Origin of the sequence: Lysinibacillus sp. NPDC048646 (assembly GCF_050272295.1) — a bacterium.
Taxonomy (GTDB): domain Bacteria; phylum Bacillota; class Bacilli; order Bacillales_A; family Planococcaceae; genus Lysinibacillus.
In genome coordinates this window covers 127,424-153,691 of the sequence record NZ_JBNNLZ010000010.1, presented here as the reverse complement: position 1 = coordinate 153,691, position 26,268 = coordinate 127,424, and the positions used below count along the sequence as shown (strand labels likewise).

Below are 26,268 nucleotides of genomic sequence, written 5' to 3'. Positions count from 1 at the left end.
GCCGCCAGCGTTCGTCCTGAGCCAGGATCAAACTCTCCATAAAAGAAATTTGATAAGCTCAAATTGTTTTGCTGGCATCAATTTTGATGTCCAAATTTTTGTTTCGTTCACTTACCGAAGTTAGCTACTAAAAACTTTATTGATTACGTTTTGCTTGTTCAGTTTTCAAGGTTCATGTTAAGTCGCTTTACAGCAACTTCTTTATATTAACATTTCACTCAGTTTGTGTCAACCACTTTTTATAAAAAGTTTTTTCTGTTTCTCTAAGTGAATTTCGTTATGTCTTAGCGACAATTAATATAATACAATAGCAATATACTAGTCGTCAATACTTTTTACAAAAAAAATATCGAGGTATTTTCTATACCTCGATTACAAGCATACTACAGACCTTATTCTATTTCTAGAGACTCTTTATTTACTTTATAATGTCGGTGGAATATCATTTCGCTTTTCGCGACTACAGGATTAATTAGAATATAACCTTTGTCTACTAAATACTCAACAAACACTTCTAGGTCAACAGAGTAGTTAACAAGTTCGTTATGATCATGTAATTCTTGAATTGTCCATGTCTCTTTAGCTTGCATTACTTCTAATATATGTTGAGCACCATCTTGTGTGCGCGAATGAATTAGAAATTCACTTGCGATAAATAAAAGCTCTAATCGCTTTTCAATCGGTTCGTTACTCATAACAAGTTCTTCATATAACTTATAAATTGCTGGTTCAATTTTTCTCACTTGCGCCCAAACAGTTACTTCTGGATAAAGCCCGCTATCGATAATTGATAAACGCCCTAAATGATGTAATGAGTCTACTACATGATTGTATGCATCAAGATAGCTACCTTTATCAAAATATTCTTTTCCTTCTAAGTAACGTCGAATTAGTTTTGAAAATTGAATGCCCGTTTTAATTTTACGACCATTAAACGGAAACTCTTGTAACTCAATTTTTAATTTATGAAGGAATTCATTGCGGTCAAATAATACTTTGCCAAAGAAAATCCAATCGACCACCTTTTTGTTAGAGCCAATTAACAACCATTTGCGTAATAATTTCTCTGTCACAGTATGTAAGGCTACCTTATTTCCTTCATATAAGTAGTGTTTTGTAAAAACAGGCTGCTCCGCTTCTTTCACGATTATTAGTAAGACCGTATCAAATGTATCGGTAACATTACTTTGCTCTTCGCGCTTTTCCATTAAAATGACGCCTATTGTATTCGACTGACTCGCACGTTCTTGGTATATTGGACGCAAAACTTGCTCCATGCTCAGTCCTCCTCTGTTCGTTTTGTGACCTCTTTATTTCGTTAAAAATTCGACATACTCTAGAAGTATTCCTTCTTTCCTTATACTCAATGCTAAAATACTTTGTCCTTATATGTTATAGTAGATTTTAGATTGGGAGGCAAGATGCTATATGAAACCTTACAAAAGTAAAATTAATAAAATCCGTTCATTCGCATTAGCACTTATTTTTATCGGCTTTGTAGTCATGTATGGAGCCATCTTCTTTAAAAATAATCCCGTGCTTGTACTAATCTTTATGACTCTTGGCTTACTTTGTATAATCGGTAGTACAGTTGTTTACGCTTGGATTGGCCTTCTTTCAACACGGGCAGTTCAAGTACAGTGCCCTAATTGTCACAAGTATACAAAAGTATTAGGTCGTGTGGATATGTGTATGTATTGCAATGAACCGTTAACATTGGATCCAACACTTGAAGGAAAAGAGTTCGATCAATCTTATAATAAGACAAAAAAACCTAGCCCTTAATAGAGCTAGGTTTTTTTATTGTACTTTTGCAGAAACAACTTTACACGATGGACACGTACCATATATTTCCAAGCGATGCGAGTGCACATCAAAGCCAGTTACTTGTGATGCAAAATGTTCAATTTCATCGAGACCAGGGTAATGGAAATCGACAATTTTACCACAGCATTCACAAATCATGTGATAGTGATCATTCGTTACGAAATCAAAACGACTTGAAGCATCTCCATAAGTCAGCTCCTTTACTAAACCAACTTCACGGAATACTCGTAAGTTATTGTAAACAGTAGCTACACTCATATTTGGGAATTTCCCTTCAAGTGCTTTATAAATTTCATCGGCCGTTGGATGGGCCATTGATTGTATTAAATATTCCAAAATAGCATGACGCTGAGGAGTAATACGTACACCAGTTGTTTTTAACGTGTCAAGTGCATCTTGTAAATGCGTTGTAGACATCGTCATGCACCTCTTTTCATAAGTATTATTAATTTATAATTGTTATAAATAGTGTATCGAATAAAGCTAACATCTGTCAACAATTGCCCATTCTACTTATGAAAAATTACAACTCAATACCCTCTTGACAGATCCATAACATTTTCTAAATCAGTATCTCCGTCAAGCCACTTTATCAAGCTTGACTTAAATATATTTAAGCTGCGTTCAACATAACGTGAAGAATGACTTGAAATATGCGGTGATACGATAACATTCGGCAGTGTCCATAGTGGACTATTCGTAACAAGTGGTTCTTGCTCAAATACATCAAGTACTGCATAGCCAATTTCGTCAGCTTTAATTGCTTGAATTAGCACATTTTCGTCCACCAAGTTTCCTCGTCCAAAATTCATGAAAATAGCATTATTTTTCATCGCTTTAAAATGTTCTTCATTCAATAAATGCGTTGTCTCAGTTGTTTTTGGTAACACAGAAATTACAATATCAGCTTGAGGTAAGGCTTCTAAAAGTTTATCGAAGCTCACCATAACATCCATATATGGTGCTTCTTTTCCAGAGCGGTTACAGCCGACTGTTGCCACTCCAAAAGCTTGTAGTAAGCGACCAACCTCCGATCCAATCGCACCTGGTCCTAAAATTAAGGCTGTGCTATCACGTAATTCCGTTTGTTTCCCTTTTTTTGACCATTCACTCTTCTTTTGTTGCTCATACATCCACGGTAATGCACGTTTAATTGCTAGAATATGAGCGAGCATCGATTCCGCCATGGGTGTTTTATGAATTCCACGCACATTTGATACTAAAATCCCTCGGTCTACGATTGCTTGGGCTGGCATTTTTTCTACACCTGCTGAGGCAACAAAAATCCACTTGAGTTTTGTTGCATATTGTATGTTCTCTTCGTTTAAATCTTCGCCATATGTAACTAACACATCTGCCTTTTGAAGCTCTTCGATTGATATGCCACTTTCAAAAACGAAATCAACTTGTGGAAACTCTACGAGTAACGGCTCACGTAAATCTGGTCGTGGCTCAAACGTAAAATAAATTCTCATTTCGTCGCCTCCTGCTCTGCTAAAAATGCATATACTTCTTCAATATGATTTTTCACGCGTACTTTGCGCCACACTTTCATAAGATTGCCTTCCGAATCAATTAAAAATGTTGAACGTTCAATACCCATAAACTCACGTCCGTACATTTTCTTTAGTACCCATACACCATAAGCCTCCGCTACTGTATGATCCTCGTCCACTAAAAGTGAGAAAGGCAGTCCATGCTTATCAATGAACTTTGTATGTTTCTTTGTATCATCCGGACTAACGCCTAACACAATTGCATTTAGCTGACTGAAATCATCATGCTTGTCCCGGAAGTCACAAGCTTGTGTTGTACAGCCGGGTGTCATATCTTTTGGATAAAAATACAAAACAACATTTTGTCCTTTAAAATCTGTTAAATGCACCTTTTCTCCTTTTTCATTTATGAGTGAAAAATCAGGTGCTTTTTTTCCTTCTATTAAAGTCATACAATCTCCTCCTCTGCATTTTCTATTTTACTCTAAGTAACAAATCAAGTCATATTCCTTATTTTCTTTGGATTTCTTACACTGATAGGTCTACAATAGATTAAGTATTATCACTTAGGAGGCAATAGTATGAATCACTCAAAATCTGAAGCAATACACGCAGAAGCGCTCCAGCATATCGTTGGTGGTGTAAACAGCCCTTCTCGTTCTTATAAAGCAGTTGGTGGCGGTTCCCCTGTCACTATGGCACGTGGAAAAGGTGCTTATTTCTGGGATGTTGACGGTAACCGATATATCGACTATTTAGCAGCATATGGACCGATCGTAACAGGCCACGGTCACCCACATATTGCTAAAGCCATTGCAAATGCAGCTGAAAACGGCACATTATTCGGTACACCTACCGAATATGAAGTAACATTTGCCAAAATGTTAAAAGAAGCGATTCCTTCTATGGATAAAGTACGTTTCAATAACTCCGGAACAGAAGCTGTGATGACAACAATTCGTGTTGCGCGCGCTTATACTGGTCGTACAAAAATTATGAAATTCACTGGTTGCTATCACGGTCACTTTGATTTAGTATTAGTCGCTGCTGGCTCTGGACCTGCAACACTCGGTACACCTGATTCAGCAGGTGTAACTACTGCTACGGCTGAAGAAGTGATTACTGTGCCATTTAACAATCCCGAAGCATTTACGGACGCTATGGATAAATGGGGCGATCAAATTGCTGGTATTTTAATCGAGCCAATCGTTGGGAATTTCGGAATTGTAGAGCCAAATCCAGGATTCTTAGAGTTAGTACATGCAACGGCAAAAGCAAAAGGTGCTTTAACAATTCACGACGAAGTCATTACTGCCTTCCGCTTCCATTACGGCGGCGCTCAAAATTTACTCGGCTTAACTCCTGATCTGACTGCACTTGGGAAAGTAATAGGTGGTGGTTTACCGATCGGCGCTTATGGTGGTCGCAAAGAAATTATGGATACAGTTGCTCCACTTGGTCCTGCCTATCAAGCAGGTACAATGGCAGGTAACCCGGCATCAATGCAAGCAGGTATTGCTTGTCTAGAAGTATTGGCTACACCAGGTATTTATGATGAAATGGATCGTCTTGGTGCCATTTTAGAAGAAGGTATTTTAGCTGCTGCTTCAAAGCATGATGTTACGATTACTTTAAATCGCTTAAAAGGTGCGCTCACTATCTACTTTACTGATGTGAAAGTAGAAAACTACGACCAAGCGGAAAACTCTAACGGAGAAATTTTCGGACGCTTCTTTAAATTAATGCTGGAGCAGGGCATCAACTTAGCACCTTCGAAATATGAAGCATGGTTCTTAACAACAGAACATACAGAAGCAGATATTCGCGAAACAATAAAAGCTGTGGACTATGCATTTTCACAACTATAATTAAATGACAATATGAAGGCGACTTTCTCTAGAGAGTCGCCTTTTTCATTCAGCAAAACACAAATCTATGTATTTTATCAGCACTTCCTTCTATAATGTAAAGAAGCTTAAAAATTTTAGACAGAAAGGACATCCATTTTCTATGAAATTAGGTGCCCGTGTATTTAAAACAGGTGTTGCAATTGTCTTTGCATTGTTTATTGCAGAATTGTTGCATTTACCTTCACCAGTATTTGCTGGAATTGCTGCAATTTTTGCGATTCAGCCTTCTATTTATCGTTCATATCAAACCATTGTCGAGCAAGTACAGGCAAATATAATTGGCGCAACCATTGCTGTTATTTTTGGTTTACTATTCGGTCACCATATTGTAGCTATAGGAATTGCCGTCGTCATTACGATTGGTTTCATGTTGAAATTTAAACTTGAAAAATCATTGTCTTTAGCTCTTGTGACTGTAGTAGCGATTATGGAGATACAAGGCGATGATTTCATTACATTTGGTCTTATTCGCTTTTCAACCATTTTAGTCGGAGTATTGGCAGCTTTTGTCGTCAATTTATTTTTCTTGCCACCTAAATACGAAGTGAAGCTGTTCCGCAAAATTTATTTTTTACAAGATGATATTATTCGTTGGACACGACTCGCTGTTCGTCAGGCTTCCGAGCATACATCTACAAAAGCAGCCATAAGTAAGTTCAGAGATCGTATGTTACGCGTCGATACATTGTATGAATTTTATAAAGAAGAGCGAAATTACATTAAAAATAAAAAGTTTGTGAAAGTAAGAAAACTTGTTGTGTACCGACAAATGATTACAACGTCGAAGAAAAGTTTGGAGCTTCTACATCGTTTGCATAAACACGAAAATGAATTAGCACAACTACCGACCCAGTTCCATTTAATGATTCAAGAACGATTAGATTTTCTCCTCACCTATCATGAACAACTATTATTAAAATATACAGGCAAATTAAAGCCCGAGCATTCTGAATGGAGCAAGCATATCGATTATGTCCAACGCAATGAATTGATGGAGATTTTCATTAAACAAGTGTCATATGCTCATGAAGAAGGGGATACTGAGTTTTCAAGCTATCACCTCCTATATATTTTATCGCGTATTTTAGATTACGAAGAAAACCTAGAACATTTGGACACATTGATTGTGTCGTATCAAAGCTACCACAGTCAGGAAATTAATCTAGAAATTGAAGAAGAGTTTATTTAATTTTAGAGAGGCTGGGACAAAAGAGAAAAAGTGTTAGATTGACTGATGTCGATCTAACACTTTTTTGCTGTAAGCGTTGATGTCCGCTACGACGGACGCTTTCCGGGGGCGTGGCCTGAGCCTGTAGTCTCAGGCGTCACGCTAATCCCCCAGGAGTCGCCGCCTTCGCTACCATCAACTAGTACTCTCTTCTGAATTTTATTTACTCCAAAAGGAAGAACATCTAAATTTTTCTTCATTTTTAGATAGCAAAAATTTAATAACGACTTTGCTCCTCTTTCTTAAAATTTAAAGTTATGCCCCAGCCTCTTTTTCTTTTAATTTCTACTAATTTGTAAGTATTTTTATAATAAAGTATAATTATCATAATTTACATAATCGAGGAGGTATGGATCATGGTGAATTTAAGCAAGATTGAATTAACAAAAAAAGGACAATCCATCAACTTAACGAAATCTCAACATCAAGGTATCGGAGAAATCCTTGTCAACTTAAACTGGAATCAACAATCTGTTAAACCTTCGGGTGGTTTTTTATCATCTTTATTTGGCACTAAAACGAGCGGCGGAATTGACTTGGATTTAGGTTGTTTATTTGAATTAACGGATGGTTCAAAAAGTTGCGTACAAGCTCTTGGTAATGCATTTGGTAAGTTGCATTCTCCACCTTTTGTGGAACTAGATGGTGATGATCGCACTGGCATGGTAAGCGGAGGCGAAAATTTACGTATTAATGGCGATAAGGTCAAGGATATTAAACGCGTGCTAGTATATGCCTTTATTTATGAAGGTGTAGCTAATTGGTCTGAAGCAGATGGAATTGTGACAATTAATTACGAAACAGGGCCTAGTATTGAAGTTCGTTTAAATGAACATCGTAATGGTAAAAACATGTGTGCAATTGCCATGATTGAAAATGTAAATAACGAAACATTTAAAGTTGAGCGCCTTGTTGAATATTTTAATGGTCATAAAGAAATGGATGATGCCTATCACTGGGGTCTCTCTTGGCGTGCCGGACGAAAATAATATCATTACTAAAATGCGTTCGCCAATATATTTGCTAACGACTACATCCACTATGCCGTAAGTTAACAGCCACAACTCAATAAGTTCCTCAATATAAATAAGCCGACACCATTTTACTTGCTAAAAGGTGTCAGCTTTTTTTAGGTTTCATTGCGCATCGCCATGAGTTGTTGCTCTGCTTTCATACGCTGTTCGGTTTGTTCATCATGTAGCTTACGATAATTAGAAATTCCCAGAACAATCGTATCCCACATTTCTTCAAGTGTCTGTGGCCTTTCAGGTTGCTGTGCCATTACCGAGCTTAGTTGCACTACATCGCTGTTTACTCCCTCAAACTGTTTCATACGATTTTCAAAGGCAGCTGCAGAATCATTCTGTAGTTTTTGACGTTTTTCATTGACTGCATGCATCATACTCATTTTAAAGACTGGAATTGTTGTTATAAATGCATTATTAATTTGCTCGATTAACTCACTATTTCCATTCCGAATCATCTCAATTTGAGGCGCTGCTAAAATAGCAACCATACGCGATCTTTCTAGTTCATCTATTTTTTGTGCCAGCATATCGGTAATCGTTTGCAAAGTATTTAGTTCCATTTTTGCAATTTGGTTGCCTGCTTCACTCTGTTTTCTATACATCGGCATTAACGTTGTTGTCACTTCATCCAATTTCATTTCAGCCGCTACAATATATTTTTCGATTTCTAGATAATAAGTTAGATCTTCACGATATAGTCGTGCAAGCATACGATTATCATTCGCTAACGCCTCTTCCATTAGCACAAACTGATAATGGATTTTCTCAATATCCCTACCAAGTAAATTGTACTTCTCAAACAAATCCTCATTTTTTTTCAGCGCACGCTTAAACAACTTAGCGAAAAAGCTTTGCTGCTCGATCACTTCTTTTTTATCAAACTTGGACATTAACGCTTCAAGTTGCTTCAGCAAATCACCGGATTCATTCACTTTTGAATTTGCCATCATGTTTAATATTTGATCTGAGAAATGTGATAGTTTCGTCGAAGGTTCTTTACCGAGTGACATTACATCTAGTTGATTCTTGATATTAATACGATTTGCTATTTGCTGCACTTCGACATTATGACATAATTGACGTTTTGTATCTTCCGCTGTTTCTGGCGTCAGTTGTTCAAGTGCGATGGGTACATTTGACATATTGCGCCCCCTTCCCTAGTCATCAAAAAAAGCGATTAAATAGTTTTTTGATCATCTTATCTGGCGCAGGCTTTTGCTGCTTTGGTTCTTCGTATTGTAAATCAAACACCATATGCTCTAAACGATGTCCATCAAAGGTATCCTCTTGCAAATGTTTTTCTAAATCGAGTTTGCCTGTTGGATTGTATAACACAATATCAACCCCAAAACGATTTAAAAATGCAAGTAAAGCAGCGTCTTCACGGGCTAACGTAGGCTGTTGTGGCGCTTGGTAAAGTACAAGTTTGGGCACTTCCTGTGCATAATCAAAGCTTTGCAATAGACGCAGTATCTCTTTTGGAATCATGGCCATCTGCTTAAATAAAAATAGCTGTAAATCATACTTCGATTCGTTTGGTAGTTGTTTCAGAAGTGGTTGTTCACAAGATGTTTTAATGGTGTGTGCAATTGCTTGTTGTAGTTCTAGCGACAACTCATCATACTGCCACCAGTCACTTTGCAAAATACGTTCTGTTGATAATTCCCCATTCACAAGACAGTGCTTATAATGAAAATGGAAATTGGCTCTGCTCGCTTTCGCATATGGAAAATCTTGCACAAATAAGGTTTGTGGACTGGCCAGTAACTTATGCATATAATGCCAATACTCTTCACGTCTACTCGACACACCACTAATTTTTGCAAAAATCACAGGAATCACAACCTCATTCCCACTGACTTCAAACTTCGGACGTACCATTGCCTTTTCATTGGCATAAATAAAAATATCGTCATATGTCATTCGTAATGTTAAAGAACGAGGCATAAAATCTTTAAATTGCCATGGTCGATACACGCCGGATTGTTGATCGTGCATTAACTGTTCAAAATGTTGACTGGAGCGATAGCCGACAGTTGCTTGACGGTCACGAAGCTTATCGGGGAATGGCTGTAATGTTGTTTGGCTGGCATAGACGTGCGTAATAGAAAATATATTCGTTACATCCACTTCTGCAAATTCATCAATGGCAGCGGGGTGGAAGATTAACACATCACAACCTAGTTCCATCAGTAATAACAAGAAATACCGCTGACTAATCGTCGTTTCGCCATACCAAACAACCTTTGGAAAGTCGTCTGTCGGCTTCATCGTCTTCGTCCATTGAATCCAGTGGTTCTTTAGCCATTTCACCATATCAGTTAAAAAACGCCGAAAATCATTCGCTAGTAAACCCAGTGATTGCTGATCACGAAAGCACTCCACAACGCGAATGGTTGCCAACTGCAAATGACGATTCATTGTAACATCATCATGCTTTGGAATAAGCTGGTGGCCATACATCATCGCAATAAGTCGATTGATAGACAAGCCTTTGGGTGTTTGTTGATGTTGATCTAAAATACTTTGCAACGCTTGAAAATCCTTTTGTTCAATGTGTTTATTCAATTCCTCACTTAAAATATGAACGCTTGGATTTTGTGACAATGTATATAATGAATTAAAATAATCATCTTCTTCTATTGGTACACCTAATACGCGAACGGCAATGCGACTAAAACGAATTTGTTGCTCTGTCTCCTCATAAAGTGCACGCAATTTCGGTGAATCTTGAAACGCTTGTAGCCAATCATAAGGATCTCGTTCCAACACTGATTCTATCGTGATTGTTTGCATACAAAACGTCACCTCCTTACATGGTCTTACACAGTTGGTTGTTTTGCTACTAGTCGTAAAACATCTTCAAGTAAACTTTGCGTAAACGCCTCACCACTATTAGCTGAATATATTGTATTCTCTAGCACTCGTGGTTGTTTATCTTTTAAATCACCGTGAACTGGTGTATAGCCTATATCCGCCATAGCTAGCATACCGTAGTCCATTATGGAATCGCCCGCGGCCACATGCACATCATATGTACAATGTTCTTTTAAATAGGCAATCGCCGCTTCCTTCGTTAACACTTTTGGTAAAAAGTATAATTTTCTTCCTTGTAAAAGGACATGCCAACCAAGCACATCAAACTCCTGAATAATTACCTGGACTACATCTGGTTCTAAAACTGTTAAGTCTACATGATGAACATAAAAGAGTTCATCAACATAAAATGAACGTTGTAGCCAATTGTCGGATTTCACCATATTAAAGCGTCGCAACATATCAGCATCTGGTATCGAGGTATCTTCAATACGTTTACGTAATATTTTTGCCCATTCTTCATTCGGACAACCTTTTTCTAATATTGTACCCCCATTACTCGTAATTGCAAAAGTTGGACATAGCTCTTTTATCAAATGTATGCGTTCATATTGATGCAATGCACGAGTAGTTACTGGCACGAATAACGTTTGCTCATGTACCTGATGCAATAATTTCGTTGTCGCTTCCGTCATCATGCTCATCACTTCACCGTCTTTTCGTTCTGCTTCGACTGGTGTTGTAAGTGGTGGGAAATTTGCCATCATACGCTTTGAATAAATAAGGGTACGGTCTAAGTCGGATGTAAATAGTAGCATGTATTCTCTCCTCTATACTTCTTTTATTAAGCCGCAGCATGCGTACGACATATTCGGATATTCTTCAATAGGGACATTTTTTTCCTTGGCTAATAAGATAATGTGCTCTAGTTCGTTCATGTACTTAGGATTAATTAAAATTTTCCAAGGTATACGACGAAGTAGCACACGCGTCGTTTCACCAACACCAGGCTTCACGAAATGAATATTTGTAATCCCTAAATCTTGTTGAATCGCCTGCACGGATTTCATGCCTTGCCATGTAACAGGAGACTGTGAGTGCGCACGAATTTTCTGCGCGACTTCATGTTGAACTTGTTTGAAATAACTACTCACACGGTGGATATACAAGTTTGATACATCAGCAGCCTCTAACTCTTTATAATATTTAGCTCCATGAAAGTCGTGTTCCTGCATAAACTGCAAATTCAATACGGTGCGACTCACTAACCCAGACACTGTTGAATTTAAACAAGCAGATGGAATCAAAAAATCTTCACGCGTACCATAAATTGACGTACAGTGTCCAGGGTCAGCCAATACAGCTAATGTAGCATCCAGTTGGGCTTCATGATTTGCATTGAAAAGCTCACACGATTGTTGCAATTCCTTCGTAATCGCACCTTTCCCAGTCCAGCCATCAATAAATTGAATGCGTGCTAGTGGATGTTCTGTAAAGATATAACGAATGGCCGTCTCATCAATACCGCGACCACGAAGTATCGAAATCGTGTAATGGGGCACGCCGACGTTGTAACGCATTTTTATATAACGCTTAATCAAAATACCAATCGGTGTGCCTGCTCTCGCTAAACTAACGAGCACTAAATGCTCTAACCCTTGGCGTGCAACAATTTGTTCCGCAACAATGCCAACAGCCGTAGCAATACGTTGTGCATAGGCATCTAACGTTTTATAAAAAAGTGTCATATAAGCGTCTGAAGGTTGATATTCGACTGGTAGCATTTCAGAATAATGTGTGCCCGACTGAATCAGACGTTCACGTTTTTCGTTGTTTAATTCGAGTTTGATATTACTAATATCACGTAGTAAAAAGACAACATCCTCAGGTGAATAACTCCCCATTTTATCGGGTTGCATGACTAATCGCATTATTCCTCCTCCAATTCATGCAGACAAATCACATAAACTTTTGCGTCACTTACTGATTCCAGTGCATGCACAACTCGTGCAACAATCTCTTTATTTGCTATACGTTCTACGACTAAAAAAAGTTCCGAGTACGGATGATTTTGTATATTATATAAATAGTTTTCAACACCATTATTTTCTGGGCTCTCAAAAGCTATTTTCTCAGAGATTGTATAGCCAGTATCATGTGCACAATAAATCGGACTACGCGTTGTCGATTGAACATAAACGTCCTCACCTAAAAAACTGGCTATTTGCATCGGTACATACATAAATTCACCCGTTCCAATAACAAGTGCTGGACCATCTGTTCTTCGTTTTTTTAACTGTAGAGCAATCCCCTCTATTGTACGCTTTTGTTCCACATGCTGTTCGGACGTCAACATAAATCTTCCAGTTGCTAATAGATAGGGCGCCTCGTTTTCAATCCCATTTTCTGCAATCGAGCGATAACATTTTCGTTCAACCGGTTCCTTTATAGATAGTAATGACAGATTTTGAGCCTCCTGTATAGTTACTCCCACTTGTTGGCTTGTTAAATACGGCTCTCCACTACAGCTAAATTGTCCGCCCATCATTGCTACAAAATCAATCGTTACATCCCACTTCTTTTCCATTTGTTTAAAGACTGCTTGCTGTTGAGCAGAACGCCAATCTAAAATAGATAACACCGAATAATGCTTCACATCAGGAAATTTATGTCGCAGTGTTTCAATTATATTGACTACTGTATTTCCAGTTGTAATCTCATCATCTATTAACACGATACGTTTGGCTTGTAGCAACTTATTTGGTTGCTCACAATAAACGCGGTGACTCGTTGCATGTGAATGCTCTTCTTCAAAAGTGACAAATGGCTCAAGATCAGGTAAAAGTTCACGTGTAGTGTGAATATACATCCCCTTCGAATCAAAAGCATTAAATACCGCATGCCCAAGTGCTGTCGCTGTTTCTGCAAAACCAATAAATAATGTTTCCTCTAAGAGCTCTAGGGGTTGTGCTTCTACTCGTTGTACTATTTCTTGCATGCCTTGCTGTTTTTTTAGTACCTGTACAATAGTTGGAAGTAACAAAGCTTCCTCACCAACAAGCTTCTCATGATACATCATTGCTAGCAATGTTCCAGTAAGTATTGGCACTTGCGGTCGCACTGCTAAATGCTTGCCAAGAACGGTACTGACAAATAAAAATTTTCTCTTTTTATTAATACGTGTGGCCATTTTAAATAAATCTGTTACGGCAAAATCATACGGATTAGCTGTTATCGTAATATCAATTTCATAGTCCTGAAAAATATTCAACCTGCTCTTCAGTTGTGGCATCCATACTTCCTCCTACTTCAGTATTCAATAAAAGGGACGCGAAATCTACAGATTCATTGTATACACCATATACATGCGCTTGTCGTAAAATTTGCTGCGCCCACCTCGTATGAGGCTTCATTTCATTCATTTTGTTGGAATAATGACTTTTTATCACACCTTTTTGACCGTCATTATGCTCTACAATGCTTAATGCATCTAGGTATTCTTCGTACGAAACGACATATAGCGCATGTACAACACGAATATGGCTAGGATGAATAATCGTTTTACCTAAAATGCCATTTTGTCTATCCATTAAGACTTCCTTAATCAAGCCATCTAAATAATCATCGAGTAATGCTTGGCGTGCGTGTAGCGCTCCTTTTTCACTAAATGGTGTCACTCTCAATTCTGGCTTCAATACACGCTGATTACTGAAATATTCCCATACAGGTCCAGAAATAACAAAACCGTCTTCCTGACGACCTAACACATTGACAATATCCGCAATGCCATCTCGAATAACCGCTATATCGTAAATCGTTGAATCTACACGACGACGTATACCATATATCCCACAAAAGTCAGTCGCACCTATGCGAACATTTAATACGCGTTCTCTGTATTGATGAAGCACTTCCTTAATGGCAAACAACGCATCCATACGGGATTCCTTATACAAAATATCACGACTTTCCAAAATCGGCATGCCAAATAACGTGAGCTGATGCTGTTGTATCGTTTGTTCAAGCAAGTCAAAATAAGTAGCTCCTTGCACCGCCGAAAATTTAGGAAATACATAGCCTGTTAGAACTTCTTGATGTTTTCCTAAGGTAGTTGTCAAAAATGAAAATTGCTCGACACTACGTACACGAATAAATATAAGAGGTAAATTTTGAAGTTGGATTTCTTTATTTTCATAAAGGGTATAAAGCGCGTTAATATCCGCTATTATTTTTTCTTCACATTGCGCTAACTCTGCATCTCCAACAGCATCTTCTAAATCAATGACAAAAGAAGTCAGGTCTCTATATTTCTGAGATTGAACCATTGCTGAAATATTAGGCATCGATGCAGGCATATATAATGTGGCACCTAATGTATAGGCTAAAATATTTTGGTTATCGAATTTTGTAAAAGGTTGTGGCCTTTTATAAAAAATAGCGTCCGTTTCAGTGGCAAAATGTTGCATCTACTTCTCTCCTTCATCAAAAGAATTGACATAGTGGGAAAAGGCACTGTATCAGCCTGCTTTTATTACAGACCAATACAGTGCCTTTAGTTACGTTGCTTTCTTATTCAACTTATGTATAACAAAAGTTAGTAAAAAGGCTACGATTAAAATAACGAAGAAAACTTCGTGTGATAAATGGAAACCGAAAACACCAGCAAACATTTTAATCGCAATGATCGCAATTAAAATAAATGCAGTCGTTTCAAGCTCTGGTACACGTTCAATCAAGGTTAAAAATACACCTGCGATTGTACGCATCATAATAATCCCTAATACGCCACCTAATAATAGAACCCATACTTGATCTGAAATCGCAAACGCAGCTAAGATCGAATCTACTGAAAAGGCGATGTCCATTAATTCGACTGAGATAACCGTTGCCCAGAAGGCACCAAACACTCGGACCATCCAGCCATTTTTCTTAAATTCCTTTGCTTCGTCCTCGTCTCCACTTTTGTTTCTGAAGTGCGAAATAACGATCCAGGCCAAATAACTTGCACCTAGCACTTTCACAATCGAGAACTTAACTAGATATACACCGATACCTATGAAGATAAAACGGAAGAAGTATGCTCCGAACATCCCGTACATTAAAGCTTTTTTTCGTTGTTTAGCAGGTAGGTGCTTAACGAGCACTGCTAACACTAGTGCATTATCCGCAGATAATAATCCTTCCATAATTACCAAAGAAAGAATAAGTCCCCAGGATACAGGATCAGTTAAAACTTCTCCCCACATTTGCCAGTTAAAAAACTGTGCATATGTATTCAATATCTCATGTATTATGTCCAAGAAAGCTCCTCCATCAATTACATACCATCCATCTCCACGTAATTTTACCTACTACTTCGCTTTCGGTACAAAAAACAATTGTGTCTCTCACTACGCTTTTTTGCAGGTAAATGACTATATAGATTTTGAATTGTGCCTTAGCCATTCAAAATCTATATAGTTGCCAAAGATCTTTACTATATTTTATTGTAAGCCGTATGCATTCACTAATGCACCAAGTCCACCTTGGTAGCCTGAACCAACAGCAGCAAATTTCCACTCGCCATTGTGACGGTATAATTCACAGAATACAACAGCTGTTTCAATGCTGAAATCTTCCCCTAAATCATAACGAAGAACTTCTGAACCTGTGTCTTCATTTGTTAAACGAACATAAGCATTTAACACTTGTCCAAAGTTTTGATGACGACCTTCCGAATCGTAAATTGTGACTGTCACTACTATTTTTTCAATTTGAGGAGATACTTGTTTTAAGTTCACAAGAATTTTTTCGTCATCCCCATCACCCTCACCCGTACGATTATCACCTGTATGCACGACAGATTGGTCTGAACTTGTTAAATTATTGTAGAAGATAAAATCCTGCTCATTTCGGCATTTTCCGGATGCATCTAGTAAAAACACAGAGGCATCTAAGTCAAAGTCATTTCCGCCATCAAATTGTTTTACATCCCAACCTAAACCAATACCTACATTATTTAAGCCTGGATCCTGCTTCATTAAATCAATGCGTTGCCCTTTACTTAACTGAATACCCAATTAGAAAATCTCCCTTCCTCGTGTATGAAGTATTAATTTACGTTTAATCCATAGTCATTACATAGTGCAGCTAAACCACCCTGATAACCTGCTCCAACTGCGTTGAATTTCCATTCGCCATTATGACGATATAACTCACCTACAACTACAGCTGTTTCAATACTGAAATCTTCTCCTAAATCATAGCGGATGACTTCTTCATTTGTTGCTGCATTGACAATACGGATGAAAGCATTAGATACCATACCAAAGTTTTGGTTACGTGCATCTGCATCATGGATTGTAACAGTGAATGCAAGTCGTTGAACATGTGCCGGTATTTGTGTCAATGCTACCTTCACTACCTCATCATCACCATCACCATCACCAGTTAAGTTATCTCCCGAGTGTTCAACTGAGCCGTTACCACCAGTAGTATTGTTATAGAAGATAAAATCACTTTGATCTGCTACTTTACCTGTATCAGCAAGTAAAAATACAGATGAATCTAGGTCAAAATCTTTTCCACCATCATATTTATTTGTGTCCCAACCTAAACCTACAATAACATTTGTTAATCCTGGATTCGTTTTTGTTAAATCAACTTTTTGACCTTTTTGTAATGAAATACCCATTTTTATATTCCTCCTAGTTTTTAGTCTTCATTCCTATTTTCAGAGCTCAACAAGATCTGTATCTGTCATTTCGCTTTCGAAATAAAAACTTGCGAAATGAAGATGAAATTATTGATATCTTCGAGCTACGTCGCCGAGTTTCACGTCATTCGTACCACTACCAACAGCCGCAAACTTCCACTCATTGCCATGGCGATAAATTTCACCACATACTAATGTCGTTAAGTTCGAATAGTTATCCGTTAAATTATAACGAATTAGTTCGGCTCCTGTCTTGTCATCATACACACGAATATATGCATTTTGAATCATACCGAAATGTTGATTGCGTCCAGCTGCATCATAAATATTAACAATGAATACCATTTTATCGTATTGTGCTGGGATTGCCCCTAACTCAATTGTAATAACTTCATCATCACCATCGCCATCACCCGTTAAATTATCACCTGAATGTCGTATTGAACCACAATTACTCGATAATTTGCCAAAGTAAATAACATCTTCACTTGCTACTAATTTATCATTTTGGAGCATTAATACCGAGGCATCACAGTCAACATTTTTACCGCTGCCACCGCTACCGCCACTAGAAAATAAACCACCTAAAAATCCGCCACTTTTTGTTTGGCTGACTGGATCCCAGCCCAAACCAACTTTAATTTTATTTAAACCAGCATTACCTTTTGTTAAATCGACACGTTGCCCTTTTTGTAAATTAATTCCCACTATCAACATCCTCCTATACCTTGAATGCGTTTCCAGCTGAAAACGTATGTAATTTCTTTTTACAATGAAGCTCAAATTTTATACGTTTATAAAAGTACCATCCAAAATTACACTACTCCCATAAAAAGATAAATTCAGCCTATCTCAAGTCTAAAATAACATGACAAAAAATTCAATTAATGACCCCGAAAAGCTTTAAATCATTTAACATCCTCGTAAATTGTTTGAATATTCAAATAGTATATCAAGCTAATTTTTTTCTTGGTAACATAAAAAAAAGCCTTCTAGTTATAAAAATAAGAAGGCTTTTTTACACTTTTTTTAGCTTTTCATCTTCGGATCGAGCGCATCACGTAATCCATCGCCCATTAGGTTAAAGCCTAGTACCGTTAGCATAATAGCAAGACCGGGGAAAATCATCGTCCACGGAGCATTCAGTAAATATATGCGTGCATCCGCAAGCATTTTCCCCCACTCTGGTGCTGGCGCTTGTGCACCTAGTCCAAGAAAACCTAACGCCGCAGCTTCAATAATAGCCGTTGCAATGGCAAGTGTACCTTGCACGATAACAGGCGTCATCGAATTGGGTAAAATATGAGAGAACAGAATGCGCATATCACGCATGCCAATTGCTTTCGCAGCGACAATATACTCCTCTTCCTTTACACTTAATACCTTCGAGCGGATTAAACGGCCAAAGTTTGGAATGTTTATAATTGCAATCGCAATCAGAGCATTTTGTAATGACGGTCCAAGCACCGCTACGACAGCGATAGCTAGTAAAATACTAGGAAATGCTAGCATAATATCAAAAACGCGTGAAATAATGGTATCAATCCATTTGCCATAATAGCCTGCAATTATGCCAAGTAAACTCCCCACTACAACTGATAGAATTACCGCAAAAAATCCTACCCACAATGAAATACGGGCACCATGTATAATACGAGAGAAAATATCACGTCCAAAATCATCTGTTCCAAACCAGTACTCACTGGAGGGCGCTAATAATCTTTTCGTTAAATCTTGCTCATTGATGCCCTGAGGCGCAATCGTTGGACCAAATACTGCAAGCACAATAAAGAACACTACAATGCCCGCGCCTGCTAGGGAGATTTTACTCTTTTTAAAGCTACGCCAGCCTTCTTTCCAAGGACCTACCACACGATTCTGTGCTGCTTCTTTTTTTACATCTACTGTTCCAGCCATAATCGCAGCTCCTCCCTATTTATATTTAATCCGCGGATCGATTATTGTGTACAATAAATCCACGATTAAGTTAATCATGATGAAAATAAAAGCGATGACTAAAATTCCTGATTGAATAACAGGATAATCACGGAAGCCAATTGCTTCGTAAATATAACGTCCGATTCCTGGCCAACTGAAAATGGTTTCTGTTAAAATGGCACCTCCAAGGAGTAACCCTGTTTGCAAACCAATGACAGTTAACACCGGAATAATGGCATTTTTCAGTGCATGTTTATAGACAACAACGAACATCTTTTGTCCCTTTGCTCTAGCAGTACGTACATAGTCAGAGCGCATGACTTCAAGCATAGATGAACGAGTCATACGAGCAATAATAGCCATTGGAATTGTAGCGAGCGCCAGCCCTGGTAATACCAATCTCTTTAATACCTCAATAAATTGATCGAAACGCCCTTGAATGAGTGTATCAAGTAAATAAAAATGGGTAATGGCGGTTATAGGATCACGTACATTTTCTCGCCCGGAAGTCGGAAACCAGCCTAACTTAATGCTAAATGCCCATTGTTCCATCAAACCTAGCCAAAAAACCGGTACAGATACTCCGATTAGTGCTATAACCATTGCCAGATAGTCAAACCATGAATTTTGGAACCATGCAGAGATAATACCGGCATTTACTCCGACAATTACTGCAACGATCATCGCAAATAAGGCTAGCTCCGCAGTTGCTGCTAAATACGGAAAAATTTCCTCAGATACCGGAAGTTTTGTTCGCAATGAAACACCTAAATCCCCCTGCAAAACGCCACCCAAATAGCTAAAATATTGCGTATACCATGGCTTATCTAATCCTAAACTTGCGTTTAATGCTTCAACCGCCTCTTTCGTCGCCTGTTGTCCTAAAATGACTTGTGCTGGATTACCAGGAATTGCACGAATTAACATGAAGACGATAAAAGACATTCCAAGCAAAACTGGGATTAATTGAAATAAACGTCTCCCCATATAGTGAAGCATCTTCTTCACCTCTCTATTATTTTCTAATTATACTTTTGCCATGAAAAGCATTGAAGTCTATACACATACTGTAGAAAGGGTCTGCCTTCACCAAACAGTTATGACGTTTAGATGATTGGTCTTTCATACAGAAAAACGGGTTGTGACAAACATAGTCACAACCCGTTTCTACAACGATAGACAAAGCCTACAGCTGTAAAAAGCTTGTTATGTCACTATGAGTAAGCGACATCCTAAATCCTACTACGTTTATTTTATATCCACTGCGTCTAAACGATCAGAACCTGTTGGATGCGCAATATAATTAGAAACTTTTGAGCTTGCAGCTAAAATAGGTGTTGAGTGTGCCAGCGGAACCCAAGGAGCATCCGCATGAATAATTTCTTGCGCTTGCTTGTATAGCTCATTACGTTTGGCTTCATCAATTTCAGTTTGTGCGGACACAAATATTTTGTGAAGTTCTGGGTTGTCATAGAATGTATAGTTGTTAGAGCCAATATTGTCTCCATCTAATAATGTGTAAAGGAAGTTATCAGCATCTCCGTTATCACCTGTCCAACCAAGTAAAAATGCATCTGCCTCTCCATTTTGAGCTTTTTCTAAATAAGTAGCCCATTCAAATGTAACGATTTTCGATGGGATGCCAACATCCGCTAAATTCTTTTGAATTGCCTCTGCCACTTTTTGACCATCTGGCATGTATGGACGTGGTACAGGCATAGCCCATAGCTCGATTTCTTTACCGTCATAGCCTGCTTCAGCTAATAATGCTTTTGCTTTTTCTGGATCATATTCATAACCAGCAATATCATTGTTATAACCTGAGATTACAGGAGGCATTGGATTTTTCGCTGGCTCAGCTAATCCTTCGTAGAATGCATCTACTAAAGCTTGCTTATCTATTGCGTGATTGACAGCTTGACGAACTTTTACATTATCAAATGGTGCACGTGTTACAGTTAACCCAAGATAACCAACATTCATCGATGGGCGTTCAATTAATTGTAATTTTGAATTTGATTCGATTGATGCTTTATCAGATGGGCTTAAGCCGTCCGCTACATCAACCGCCCCTGTATTTAGATCATTTAAACGTGCAGAGTTATCTGGAATTGAACGGTAGATCACTTTATCTAACTTTGGAAAACCAGCAATATAATAATCTGGGTTTTTCTCGATTGTAATAGACTGATTACGCTTCCACTCTACAAATTTGAATGGACCTGTTCCTACCGGATTAGCAGATAAACCTTCTTCATCCGCTTCAAATGCTGTTGGCGAAGCAATTGCAAATGGCGACATCGCTAAGTTTTTTAGGAATGGCGCTTGCGGTTGGCTAAGTTTGAAGACAACTGTGTAATCACCTTCAGCTGTTACGGATTCGATGACTTGCTTGTCACCAACTACAAATTGAGAGCTAAAGTAAGGGTGCTTATCGCCGCCAGCTTTCCAACGCTCGATATTTTTAACAACTGCTTCTGCATTAAAGTCCGTACCATCATGGAATTTTACACCTTCTTGTAATTGGAATGTGTATGTTAAACCGTCTTCTGATGGCTCCCACGATTTTGCTAAACCTGGATGAATCGTTACATCTTTCTCACCAAAGTTAACAAGTGTTTCATATATGTTGGCCGTAACTGTGAATGATTCACCATCAGTTACTACAGCTGGATCTAGAGCGACAGAGTCCCCTCCACGTCCGTATACTAATGTTTTAGCTCCACCGCTACTGGCTGAGTCTCCACCTGTTGACGTATCTTTAGAACCCGTATCCTTGTTATCTGAGCCACTACATGCAGCTAAGATTGTCGAGAGAACCAGGATAAGCATTACGCCTAATGACCAAAGCTTCTTTTTATTCATTAAATTTCCCCCTAATGTTTTTTATATCATTTAATGTTGGAGCGCGTCATAAAGATGACAGGCAACATAATGACCCGTTTTTACTTCTTGCATTTTAGGAACAACTCGTGAGCACTCCTCCATTTTAAAAGGACATCTTGTATGGAAAGCACAGCCACTTGGTGGATTCGATGCGCTTGGAATGTCTCCAGAAAGTATGAGCTGTTCGCGTTCAAATGTAGGGTCTGGCACAGGAACAGATGATAACAAGGCTTGAGTATAGGGATGAAGTGGCTCCGCATATAGATTCTCACTAGCTGTCAGCTCTACCAATTTCCCTAGATACATCACCCCCACACGATTACTAATATGACGTACTACCCCCAAATCATGTGAAATAAATATATAAGTAAGTTTTAATTCCTTTTGCAATGTCTGCATGAGATTTAAAACTTGGGCTTGAATCGACACATCAAGAGCAGAGACAGGCTCGTCCGCAATTATTAAGCGAGGATTCGTCATAAGAGCACGTGCAATGCCGATACGTTGTCTTTGCCCTCCACTAAACTGATGCGGATAGCGTTTAATGTGATATTCATTTAATCCAACGATTTGAAGAAGCTCTAATACTTTTTGCTTTCTTTCCTTCGAATTTCCCATCCCATGAACAATGAGTGGCTCCTCTAAAATTTTGCCGATATTATGCCGAGGGTTTAGTGATGCGTAAGGATCTTGAAAAATCATTTGAATATCTCTACGTGCTTTACGCATCTCGTTATTGGATAATTCTGAAATCACTTTACCTGCGAATTCGATATCACCTTCTGTCGGCTCAAGCAAACGCATTAATAATCGACCAGTTGTCGATTTACCACACCCCGACTCACCCACAATTCCTAATGTTTCTCCTTCAAATACTTCAAAGGAAACATCATCTACTGCTTTTACATCACCAACTTGGGTATTCAAAACGCCTTTCCGTATAGGAAAATATTTTTTCAACCCATCAACTTTCAACAACACTTTCGTCATGGTACACCACCTCCTGTTCATCCAGTAAAAAACATCTCGATTTATGTTGCTCTGACATTTCGTATAAAGGCGGTGTTTCCTGCATACAACGATCCATCACGAATTCGCAGCGCGACGCAAAACGACAACCAACCTTAATGACTCCTGGCTTTGGTACGCTGCCAGGAATGGAATAGAGGTTGTCCTTTTTATAGCGCATATCCGGTACTGATTTAATGAGCCCCTGCGTATAGGGATGCTTCGGATTCGTAAAGATTTCATGTATAGGTGCTTCTTCTATTATTTGCCCTGCGTACATTACAATGACGCGCTCGCACGTTTCTGCAACAACACCTAAATCATGCGTAATTAACAAGACAGCAGTATTCAAACGTTTATTCAAATCTTTCATAAGTTGCAAGATTTGAGCCTGAATCGTTACATCTAGCGCTGTTGTTGGCTCATCGGCTATTAATACCTTTGGATCACAAACAAGTGCCATCGCAATCATGACCCGCTGGCGCATGCCACCTGATAATTGATGCGGATAATCTTTTAGTAAATGCTCTGCACGTGGTAATCCTACAAGCTTCATAATTTCAATAGCTCGAGCAAATGCTTCTTTTTTCGACCATTTTGGATTATGAATTAAGATTGCCTCTTTCAATTGATCACCAATTGTAAATAAGGGATTTAAAGAGGTCATAGGCTCTTGGAAAATCATCGCCACGTCCTTACCGCGAATTTTCTGCATCTGTTTATCCGTAAAAGTCGCTAAGTTTTTGCCATCTAACAGTATTTGTCCACCCGTTATTTTTCCAGGTGGTGATGGAATTAACCCCATAATCGACAAGGATGTCACACTTTTACCACTACCCGATTCCCCTACAATCCCTAAAATTTCTCCTTCATGAACCGAAAAATCAATATCGTCAACGGCAGGAATCTGTCCATCATCTGTGAAAAAGGTTGTTTTTAAACCTCTTATTTCTAACAGCTTTTTTCGCATATTCAATCGCTCCACCCTACCAATATTTTAATAATATTCTAATTTATAGAACATATTACACTAACTTTCTTTAAATTCCCTATTTTCAGATAATTCTAACTGAAAATTATCTCTCTTTCAATCATTATTATTCTACAATTAACAATAAATTTCTACAACGTTCGCATTATGCTAATTATCTCTCGTTATAAAGATAGTATTTCCATAAAATAATACCGTTTGTAATAGTTACGTTTCTCCATATAAAAGTAAATAAAAATAGCCTAAGGCTGTCTATAATGTCCTTCAAAAATAATGAACATCTTCTCCTACATAGTAAAAATGCCACTTCACTTTCCATGAACAAGGCACATGACATATCGCTCACTGATCCGATTTAAAGGAGCGTGTTTTTCCACCCTTACATCAAAAAAATAATATAACAAGCGTATCCCTATCCGATTGTTACTTTGGGGCAGCTAACTGATGAATGCCTAACTATCGAATCCAGAAAACGTTAATAATGATAAAAAAAGCTGTTTTAAAAGTGAAAATCTTCACTTTTAAAACAGCTTCTTACTATTTAATCCAAATGTTGAACCTGAAATAAATTATAGTACGTGCCTTGCTCTTTCATTAGTTGTTCATGTGTGCCTTGTTCAATAAGTTGTCCATGATCAATGACAAGGATTTTATCCGCATGGGTAATCGTAGAAAGTCGATGAGCAATCATAATCGTTGTTCGATCATGTGCCAGTCGATCAAGTGATTCCTGAATAAGCGCTTCACTTTCTAAATCAAGTGCTGACGTTGCTTCATCTAATATTAAAATTGGTGGGTTTTTTAAAAATACTCGAGCGATGGCCACACGTTGTTTTTGCCCGCCTGATAATTTCACACCACGCTCACCGACTTTGGTATTATAGCCATTTGGCAAACTCATTATGAAGTCGTGCGCATTGGCAGCTTTTGCCGCAGCCATCACTTCCTCATCCGTTGCACCTGGTTTTCCCATGAGTATATTTTCTTTTACGGAGTCACTGAATAAAATATTATCTTGAAGGACTATGCCAATTTGAGAGCGTAGTGAATGTAAAGTTACATCCTGTACATTGCACCCATCCACATAAACAGTTCCAGCTGTCGTATCGTAAAAACGAGGAATTAAGCTGATAATCGTCGATTTCCCTCCGCCACTCATACCAACAAATGCCACCGTCTCTCCTGGATTGATGGTGAAGTGGATATCATTTAGAATTTGCGAACCGTCCGTTTCATATTGAAAAGATACATTTTGAAAGCGTACCTCACCTCTTACATGTGATAGCTCCAATGCCTTTTCTTTGTTTTTTACTTCATATGGCTCGTCAATCAACTCAAACATTCGATCCATCGACGCAATAGATTGCGTTAGTGCTGTGGATGAACTGACTAATCGGCGAAGTGGTCCATAAAGTCTTTCGATATAAGCAATGAAAGCAACCATAGTACCGACCGAAAGATCTCCATTAATCACCTGATAGCCAGCATAAGCAATGACCAGTAGCGGTGCAATGTCAGTTATAGTATTGACGACTGCAAAGGATTTTGCATTCCACTTTGTGTGATCCAATGCTTTTTCTAAAAATTCGCCATTGGCCTCATTAAATAATTTTTGTTCATGCTTTTCGAGCGTAAAACTTTTAATAATACTCATGCCAGCTACACGTTCATGTAAATAACTTTGTACGCCTGCTAGAGCCTGCGAGCGTTTACGCGTTAGCGAACGTAGTTTACCAAAGAAATATTTCACACTTAACGCATAGAACGGAAATGCAATAAGCGCTACAAGTGTCAGTTTAATATCCATTGCAAACATAATAGCGATTGCGATAACAATCGTCGCTAAATCTAACCAAATATTCATCAAACCTGTCATGACGAATGTCTTAGTTTGCTCCACATCGTTAATGACCCGCGAAATAACTTCTCCAGCTCTTGTATTGGCATAATACCTCAAGCTTAGTCGCTGTAAATGTGCATAAATTTCCTTTCGAATATCAAAAAGTACTTTGTTACTCACGTTCTGTGCAAAGTATTGGCGGTAATATTCAATTGGTGGACGAATGATAAAGAACACAATAATCGTACCACCTAACCAGTAAAACAGTTCCTTTGTCTTTTCCGTATCTGTTAAATCCTCTGCACCGATAATATCATCTAGCACAATTTTTATGAGTAATGGAATAAATAACGGGATGGCAAATTTCACAATACCAATTAATACCGTTAAAATAATTTCCCATGTATAAGGTTTTACAAAACGCATATAACGCTTCATGCTACCCAATGTTCATCACATCCTTATTAGTAAAGCGCATTTATGCCAGTTTACATACACGCAGAAGCAACTGATGCATCACGACGTAATTGACATCGTTTTAGTCACGATTGTTGAGGATCCCTAAAAAGTCTTCTGATTAAACGAAGCAACCTCAAGCTTATAGC

The 26,268-nt window shown here is 38.3% G+C and carries 23 protein-coding genes and 1 pseudogene; 4 read left to right on the top strand and 20 right to left on the bottom strand.

Going from position 1 to position 26,268, the window contains the following annotated elements:
• Window positions 1-392 precede the first annotated feature (392 nt).
• A complete protein-coding gene (locus ACQKII_RS13120) occupies window positions 393-1,277 on the bottom strand; it encodes a nucleotidyltransferase-like protein (protein WP_427459857.1) in 885 nt (294 codons plus the stop codon).
• A 151-nt stretch (window positions 1,278-1,428) separates the two neighbouring features.
• Here ACQKII_RS13120 and ACQKII_RS13115 point away from each other — a divergent pair, with 151 nt between their 5' ends.
• On the top strand, window positions 1,429-1,785 hold the full coding sequence (locus tag ACQKII_RS13115; protein WP_427459855.1) for a YgzB family protein: 357 nt from the start codon (window positions 1,429-1,431) through the stop codon (window positions 1,783-1,785).
• 15 nt (window positions 1,786-1,800) lie between these two features.
• Here the strand turns inward: ACQKII_RS13115 and perR are convergent, their stop codons facing one another.
• From perR to bcp, 3 genes are all read right to left on the bottom strand, one after another.
• A complete protein-coding gene (gene perR, locus ACQKII_RS13110) occupies window positions 1,801-2,244 on the bottom strand; it encodes a peroxide-responsive transcriptional repressor PerR (RefSeq protein ID WP_427459853.1) in 444 nt (147 codons plus the stop codon).
• Window positions 2,245-2,357: 113 nt separating this feature from the next.
• Window positions 2,358-3,302 (bottom strand): D-2-hydroxyacid dehydrogenase, encoded by a 945-nt coding sequence (locus ACQKII_RS13105; RefSeq protein WP_427459851.1) that lies wholly within the window; start codon window positions 3,300-3,302, stop codon window positions 2,358-2,360.
• Window positions 3,299-3,775: a thioredoxin-dependent thiol peroxidase gene (gene bcp / locus ACQKII_RS13100; protein ID WP_427459850.1), complete on the bottom strand. Its 477-nt coding sequence runs from the start codon at window positions 3,773-3,775 to the stop codon at window positions 3,299-3,301. The genes ACQKII_RS13105 and bcp overlap by 4 nt, the downstream gene beginning before the upstream one ends.
• Window positions 3,776-3,904: 129 nt before the next feature.
• Between bcp and ACQKII_RS13095 the strand changes: the two genes are divergently transcribed.
• The 3 genes and pseudogenes from ACQKII_RS13095 to ACQKII_RS13085 form a co-directional block, all read left to right on the top strand.
• A complete protein-coding gene (locus ACQKII_RS13095) occupies window positions 3,905-5,191 on the top strand; it encodes a glutamate-1-semialdehyde 2,1-aminomutase (protein WP_427459848.1) in 1,287 nt (428 codons plus the stop codon).
• Window positions 5,192-5,333: 142 nt separating this feature from the next.
• The gene (locus ACQKII_RS13090; protein WP_427459847.1) at window positions 5,334-6,422 is read left to right on the top strand and encodes an FUSC family protein; all 1,089 of its coding nucleotides are present in this window, start codon (window positions 5,334-5,336) and stop codon (window positions 6,420-6,422) included.
• Window positions 6,423-6,814: 392 nt separating this feature from the next.
• Window positions 6,815-7,450, top strand: a pseudogene (locus ACQKII_RS13085) (TerD family protein); the annotation flags it as partial.
• A 140-nt stretch (window positions 7,451-7,590) separates the two neighbouring features.
• On the opposite strand, the gene ACQKII_RS13080 reads toward ACQKII_RS13085, so the two are convergent.
• The 16 genes from ACQKII_RS13080 to ACQKII_RS13005 form a co-directional block, all read right to left on the bottom strand.
• A complete protein-coding gene (locus tag ACQKII_RS13080) occupies window positions 7,591-8,631 on the bottom strand; it encodes a toxic anion resistance protein (RefSeq protein WP_427459845.1) in 1,041 nt (346 codons plus the stop codon).
• Window positions 8,632-8,653: 22 nt separating this feature from the next.
• A complete protein-coding gene (locus ACQKII_RS13075) occupies window positions 8,654-10,285 on the bottom strand; it encodes a YceG family protein (protein WP_427459843.1) in 1,632 nt (543 codons plus the stop codon).
• Window positions 10,286-10,311: 26 nt separating this feature from the next.
• Window positions 10,312-11,124 carry an HAD family hydrolase gene (locus ACQKII_RS13070; RefSeq protein ID WP_427459841.1) on the bottom strand — a complete coding sequence of 271 codons (813 nt, stop codon included), beginning with the start codon at window positions 11,122-11,124 and terminating at the stop codon, window positions 10,312-10,314.
• Between the two features lie 12 nt (window positions 11,125-11,136).
• A complete protein-coding gene (locus tag ACQKII_RS13065) occupies window positions 11,137-12,237 on the bottom strand; it encodes a cysteine protease StiP family protein (RefSeq protein WP_427459839.1) in 1,101 nt (366 codons plus the stop codon).
• Entirely contained in the window at window positions 12,237-13,598 is a 1,362-nt protein-coding gene (locus ACQKII_RS13060) for a phosphoribosyltransferase family protein (protein WP_427459837.1), read from the bottom strand. The genes ACQKII_RS13065 and ACQKII_RS13060 overlap by 1 nt, the downstream gene beginning before the upstream one ends.
• On the bottom strand, window positions 13,555-14,772 hold the full coding sequence (locus ACQKII_RS13055; RefSeq protein ID WP_427459835.1) for an HpcH/HpaI aldolase/citrate lyase family protein: 1,218 nt from the start codon (window positions 14,770-14,772) through the stop codon (window positions 13,555-13,557). The genes ACQKII_RS13060 and ACQKII_RS13055 overlap by 44 nt, the downstream gene beginning before the upstream one ends.
• Window positions 14,773-14,862: 90 nt before the next feature.
• On the bottom strand, window positions 14,863-15,606 hold the full coding sequence (locus ACQKII_RS13050) for a TerC family protein (RefSeq protein WP_427459833.1): 744 nt from the start codon (window positions 15,604-15,606) through the stop codon (window positions 14,863-14,865).
• 183 nt (window positions 15,607-15,789) lie between these two features.
• Window positions 15,790-16,365 (bottom strand): TerD family protein, encoded by a 576-nt coding sequence (locus ACQKII_RS13045; protein ID WP_143996197.1) that lies wholly within the window; start codon window positions 16,363-16,365, stop codon window positions 15,790-15,792.
• Between the two features lie 32 nt (window positions 16,366-16,397).
• Window positions 16,398-16,979, bottom strand: a complete 582-nt coding sequence (locus tag ACQKII_RS13040) for a TerD family protein (protein WP_427459831.1) — start codon at window positions 16,977-16,979, stop codon at window positions 16,398-16,400.
• A gap of 108 nt (window positions 16,980-17,087) precedes the next feature.
• Entirely contained in the window at window positions 17,088-17,708 is a 621-nt protein-coding gene (locus tag ACQKII_RS13035; protein ID WP_427459829.1) for a TerD family protein, read from the bottom strand.
• 321 nt (window positions 17,709-18,029) lie between these two features.
• Entirely contained in the window at window positions 18,030-18,917 is an 888-nt protein-coding gene (nikC, locus tag ACQKII_RS13030) for a nickel transporter permease (RefSeq protein WP_427459827.1), read from the bottom strand.
• Between the two features lie 15 nt (window positions 18,918-18,932).
• Complete coding sequence (locus tag ACQKII_RS13025) at window positions 18,933-19,937, bottom strand: ABC transporter permease (protein ID WP_427459825.1); 1,005 nt, start codon at window positions 19,935-19,937, stop codon at window positions 18,933-18,935.
• Window positions 19,938-20,186: 249 nt separating this feature from the next.
• Complete coding sequence (locus ACQKII_RS13020) at window positions 20,187-21,803, bottom strand: ABC transporter substrate-binding protein (RefSeq protein WP_427459823.1); 1,617 nt, start codon at window positions 21,801-21,803, stop codon at window positions 20,187-20,189.
• Between the two features lie 30 nt (window positions 21,804-21,833).
• A complete protein-coding gene (locus ACQKII_RS13015) occupies window positions 21,834-22,814 on the bottom strand; it encodes an ABC transporter ATP-binding protein (protein ID WP_427459821.1) in 981 nt (326 codons plus the stop codon).
• The gene (locus ACQKII_RS13010) at window positions 22,789-23,802 is read right to left on the bottom strand and encodes an ABC transporter ATP-binding protein (protein WP_427459819.1); all 1,014 of its coding nucleotides are present in this window, start codon (window positions 23,800-23,802) and stop codon (window positions 22,789-22,791) included. Before ACQKII_RS13010 ends, ACQKII_RS13015 begins: the two co-directional genes overlap by 26 nt.
• 562 nt (window positions 23,803-24,364) lie before the next feature.
• The gene (locus tag ACQKII_RS13005) at window positions 24,365-26,110 is read right to left on the bottom strand and encodes an ABC transporter ATP-binding protein (protein ID WP_427459817.1); all 1,746 of its coding nucleotides are present in this window, start codon (window positions 26,108-26,110) and stop codon (window positions 24,365-24,367) included.
• Window positions 26,111-26,268 lie beyond the last annotated feature (158 nt).

Bases quoted from the DNA above. Each gene is read 5' to 3' on its own strand.
- ACQKII_RS13120 (WP_427459857.1), bottom strand. From the start codon at position 1,277: ATGGAGCAAGTTTTGCGTCCAATATACCAAGAACGTGCGAGTCAGTCG.
- ACQKII_RS13115 (WP_427459855.1), top strand. From the start codon at position 1,429: ATGAAACCTTACAAAAGTAAAATTAATAAAATCCGTTCATTCGCATTA.
- perR (WP_427459853.1), bottom strand. From the start codon at position 2,244: ATGTCTACAACGCATTTACAAGATGCACTTGACACGTTAAAAACAACT.
- ACQKII_RS13105 (WP_427459851.1), bottom strand. From the start codon at position 3,302: ATGAGAATTTATTTTACGTTTGAGCCACGACCAGATTTACGTGAGCCG.
- bcp (WP_427459850.1), bottom strand. From the start codon at position 3,775: ATGACTTTAATAGAAGGAAAAAAAGCACCTGATTTTTCACTCATAAAT.
- ACQKII_RS13095 (WP_427459848.1), top strand. From the start codon at position 3,905: ATGAATCACTCAAAATCTGAAGCAATACACGCAGAAGCGCTCCAGCAT.
- ACQKII_RS13090 (WP_427459847.1), top strand. From the start codon at position 5,334: ATGAAATTAGGTGCCCGTGTATTTAAAACAGGTGTTGCAATTGTCTTT.
- ACQKII_RS13080 (WP_427459845.1), bottom strand. From the start codon at position 8,631: ATGTCAAATGTACCCATCGCACTTGAACAACTGACGCCAGAAACAGCG.
- ACQKII_RS13075 (WP_427459843.1), bottom strand. From the start codon at position 10,285: ATGCAAACAATCACGATAGAATCAGTGTTGGAACGAGATCCTTATGAT.
- ACQKII_RS13070 (WP_427459841.1), bottom strand. From the start codon at position 11,124: ATGCTACTATTTACATCCGACTTAGACCGTACCCTTATTTATTCAAAG.
- ACQKII_RS13065 (WP_427459839.1), bottom strand. From the start codon at position 12,237: ATGCGATTAGTCATGCAACCCGATAAAATGGGGAGTTATTCACCTGAG.
- ACQKII_RS13060 (WP_427459837.1), bottom strand. From the start codon at position 13,598: ATGCCACAACTGAAGAGCAGGTTGAATATTTTTCAGGACTATGAAATT.
- ACQKII_RS13055 (WP_427459835.1), bottom strand. From the start codon at position 14,772: ATGCAACATTTTGCCACTGAAACGGACGCTATTTTTTATAAAAGGCCA.
- ACQKII_RS13040 (WP_427459831.1), bottom strand. From the start codon at position 16,979: ATGGGTATTTCATTACAAAAAGGTCAAAAAGTTGATTTAACAAAAACG.
- nikC (WP_427459827.1), bottom strand. From the start codon at position 18,917: ATGGCTGGAACAGTAGATGTAAAAAAAGAAGCAGCACAGAATCGTGTG.
- ACQKII_RS13025 (WP_427459825.1), bottom strand. From the start codon at position 19,937: ATGCTTCACTATATGGGGAGACGTTTATTTCAATTAATCCCAGTTTTG.
- ACQKII_RS13020 (WP_427459823.1), bottom strand. From the start codon at position 21,803: ATGAATAAAAAGAAGCTTTGGTCATTAGGCGTAATGCTTATCCTGGTT.
- ACQKII_RS13015 (WP_427459821.1), bottom strand. From the start codon at position 22,814: ATGACGAAAGTGTTGTTGAAAGTTGATGGGTTGAAAAAATATTTTCCT.
- ACQKII_RS13010 (WP_427459819.1), bottom strand. From the start codon at position 23,802: ATGCGAAAAAAGCTGTTAGAAATAAGAGGTTTAAAAACAACCTTTTTC.